The organism is Brevundimonas sp., from assembly GCF_023259385.1.
Classification (GTDB): Bacteria; Pseudomonadota; Alphaproteobacteria; order Caulobacterales; family Caulobacteraceae; genus Brevundimonas.
In genome coordinates, this window is record NZ_JAHFPF010000316.1 from 1 (window position 1) to 3,498 (window position 3,498).

At 68.9% G+C, this 3,498-nt stretch carries 2 protein-coding genes and 1 pseudogene; all 3 read left to right on the forward strand.

The genetic code is table 11. From position 1 onward, the window contains the following. A partial coding sequence (locus Q0C81_RS17460) for a potassium channel family protein (RefSeq protein WP_291840985.1) occupies window positions 1–317 on the forward strand: 317 nt, incomplete at its 5' end. Between the two features lie 101 nt (window positions 318–418). After that, window positions 419–2,593: a prolyl oligopeptidase family serine peptidase gene (locus tag Q0C81_RS17465; protein ID WP_291840987.1), complete on the forward strand. Its 2,175-nt coding sequence runs from the start codon at window positions 419–421 to the stop codon at window positions 2,591–2,593. A 149-nt stretch (window positions 2,594–2,742) separates the two neighbouring features. After that, a pseudogene (locus tag Q0C81_RS17470) lies at window positions 2,743–3,498 on the forward strand (S9 family peptidase); the annotation flags it as partial.

Here is a 3,498-nt window from a genome sequence, read left to right on the forward strand (position 1 = left end):
CGGGCTTCGTCTACGCGACCTTCCGGGGCACGCATCCGGGCATCACCGGCTATCTGGACGCCCTGTATTTCACCGTCGCCACCCTGACGACGACCGGCTTCGGCGACATCACCCTGCCGGGCAACTGGGGCCGGGTGCTGTCGATCGTGGTCATGCTGACCGGCATCACCCTGTTCCTGCGGCTGGCCCAGACCATCTTCCGCCCGCACAAGATCAGCCACGACTGCCCCACCTGCGGCCTGAAGAAGCATGACCCCGACGCCGTCCACTGCAAGGCCTGCGGCAAGGTCCTGTGCATTCCGGACGAGGGCGCGTGAGGCTGAGCCTCATGACAAACCTGTAACGTTTGCGGCTTCGCCTTGTCGGGGGGGCGACGGCGGATAAGGTGCCGCCCGACATTTCCCGGGGGAGTACCCATATGATCCGTTCCGCCGCGCTCGCCGCGCTTCTCGCCACCTCCGCCCTTTCGAGCGCCGCCATGGCCCAGACCGCCGTCCCCGCCTCCGCCAACGCCCCGACCGGCGGGTTCGCCACCTCGGACGCGACCGATCCCTATCTGTGGCTGGAAGAGGTCGAGGGCGAGCGGGCGATGGAATGGGTCCGCGCCCACAACGAACGGTCGCTCGGCGTCCTGCAGGGCGACCCCCGCTACGCCCAGCTTCACGACCAGGCGCTGGAGATCGTCCAGTCGCGCGACCGCATCCCGGGCGTCGGCTTCAACCACGACGGCACGCTGGACAATTTCTGGCAGGACGCGTCGCACGTGCGCGGCGTCTGGCGCACCACGACCCTGGACAGCTACCGCACGGCCGAGCCGCGCTGGGAGACCATCCTGGACATCGACGCCCTGGCGGCGTCGGAGGGCAAGAACTGGGTCTACAAGGGCGTGACCTGCCTGCCGCCGCAAGAGACCCACTGCCTGGTCAGCCTGTCGGACGGCGGCAAGGACGCCGTCACGGTCCGTGAGTTCGACCGCCAGACGAAACAGTTCGTCGACGGCGGCTTCGTCCTGCCGGAGTCCAAGGGCGGCGCGACCTGGATCGACGCCGACACCCTGCTGATCTCGCGCGATTTCGGCGAAGGCACCCTGACCGATTCCGGCTATCCGCGCACCCTGCGCCTGCTGCGCCGCGGCCAGTCGCTCGATCAGGCCACGGTCGTCTTCGAGGGTCAGCAGACCGACGTCTCGGTCAGCGGCTACACCCTGCGCGACGCCGACGGCGTGGTGAAGGCGACCCTGATCAATCGGGGGATCAACTTCTATGAGGGCGAGACCTGGCGGCTGAACGCCGACGGCACCACGACCCAGCTGCAGCTGCCGGCCAAGTCCAGCATCAACGCCCTGGTCAAGGGTCAGCTGGTGGTCACCACCGATCAGGACTGGACCGCTCCGTCCGGCCAGCAGTTCCGCACCGGCGACGTCATCGCCTGGAACCTGGAGCAATGGCTGGCCAATCCGGCGACGCCCGCCCAGCTGGTCATCCGTCCGACCGACCGCGAAGCCATCGAGAGCATCTCGTCCACCCGCAACAAGCTGGTCGTGGCCCTGTACGAGAACGTGCGCGGCTCGGTCTATGTCTATGAACCCAACCCGTCGGGCGAATGGGCGCGCAACCGCCTGGACCTGCCGCAGAACGTCACCGTCGGCGTCGGCTCGGCCTCGGACAGCGACGACAAGATCTTCGTCAGCGTCGCCGGCTATCTGAACCCGTCCAGCCTGTACCTCGCCGACGCGGCCACGACCCAGGCCGCCGTGGTGAAGTCCCTGCCGGCCAAGTTCGACGCCACCGGCATGGTGGTCGAGCAGTTCGAGGCCCGCAGCGCCGACGGGACCATGATCCCCTACTTCGTCGTCCATAAGGGCGACATGCCGATGGACGGCTCCAACCCGACGCTGCTGTACGGCTACGGCGGCTACCAGAACTCCCTGCTGCCCGGCTATTCGGCCACGGTCGGCAAGCTGTGGCTGGAGCGCGGCGGCGTCTATGTGGTCGCCAACACCCGCGGCGGCGGCGAGTTCGGTCCGCGCTGGCACCAGGCGGCCCTGCAGCAGAACCGCCAGCGCGCCCACGAGGACTTCCAGGCCGTGGCCCTGGACCTGGAGGCCCGCAACATCACCAGCCAGCCCCGCCTCGGCATCATGGGCGGCTCGCAGGGCGGCCTGTTCATGGGCGCCATGCTGACCCAGCGTCCGGACCTGATCAACGGCGCCGTCATCCAGGTGCCGCTGTTCGACATGCTGCGCTTCCACAAGCTGCTGGCCGGCGCCTCGTGGATCGCCGAATACGGCAACCCGGACATTCCGGAGCAGCGCGCCTGGATCGAGCAGTATTCGCCCTACCAGAACCTGCGGGCCGGCCAGCCCTATCCGGAGGTCTTCATCCACACCTCGACCAAGGACGACCGCGTCCACCCGGGCCACGCCCGCAAGGCGGCGGCGCGTCTGGAGGAGCTGGGCTATCCGGTGCTGTTCTATGAGAACACCGACGGCGGCCACGCGGCCGGCGCCAACCTGCGCGAGACGGCCCGCCGTCTGGCCCTGGAGTACACCTATCTGACCCGCCGCCTGATGGATTCGCCGGCGCAGGAATAGGACCTTTCACCCGCTCATCCCCGCGAAGGCGGGGCCCCAGTGCTTTCGTCAAGACGCTGATGGGCGGGATTGCTGTTAGGGGCGGTCGGCCGGCGCCGGCTGCCCACGGATCTGGGTCCCCGCCTTCGCGGGGATGAGCGGAGTTGAAAATGCGCCACCTGCTTCTGTCCGCCGCCATCCCGGTGCTCATGCTCGCGATCGCCCTTCCAGCCAACGCCCAGCAGGCCGCTGGCGAGGATGCGATCACGGTCCCCGCCAACCGGATCATCCCGCCCCACTACCCGGCCGACCTGACCCCCGCCGGGGTCCGCGCCGCCGACGACCATCTGGCGCTGGAGGAGGTCAACGGGACCCAGGCCATGGCCTTCGTCCGCGCCGAGAACGAACGGTCGCTGGCCGCCCTGACCGGCGACCCGCGCTATGAGACCTTCCGCCGGGAGGCCGAAGCCATCCTGACCGCCACCGACCGCATCCCCGCGCCCAGCTTCCTCGGCGACGGGATCGGCAATTTCTGGCAGGACGCCGCCAATCCCAAGGGCGTGTGGCGCCGCACCACCCTGGACAGCTACCGCGCGGCGGACACCGGCTGGGAGACCCTGATCGACCTGGACGCCCTGTCCCGCGCCGAGGGCAAGGACTGGGTCTGGAAGGGCGCCAGCTGCCTGGCCCCGGACGAGACCCGCTGCCTGATCAGCCTGTCGGACGGCGGCAAGGACGCCGTGGTCGTGCGCGAGTTCGACACCACGACCCGCCGCTTCGTGGACGGAGGGTTCGTCCTTCCCGAAGGCAAGCACCGGATCAGCTGGCTGGATCGCGACACGCTTCTGGTCGCCACCGACTTCGGGGCGGGGACGCTGACGGAGTCAGGCTATCCCTACATCATCAAGTCCCTGAAGCGCGGCCAG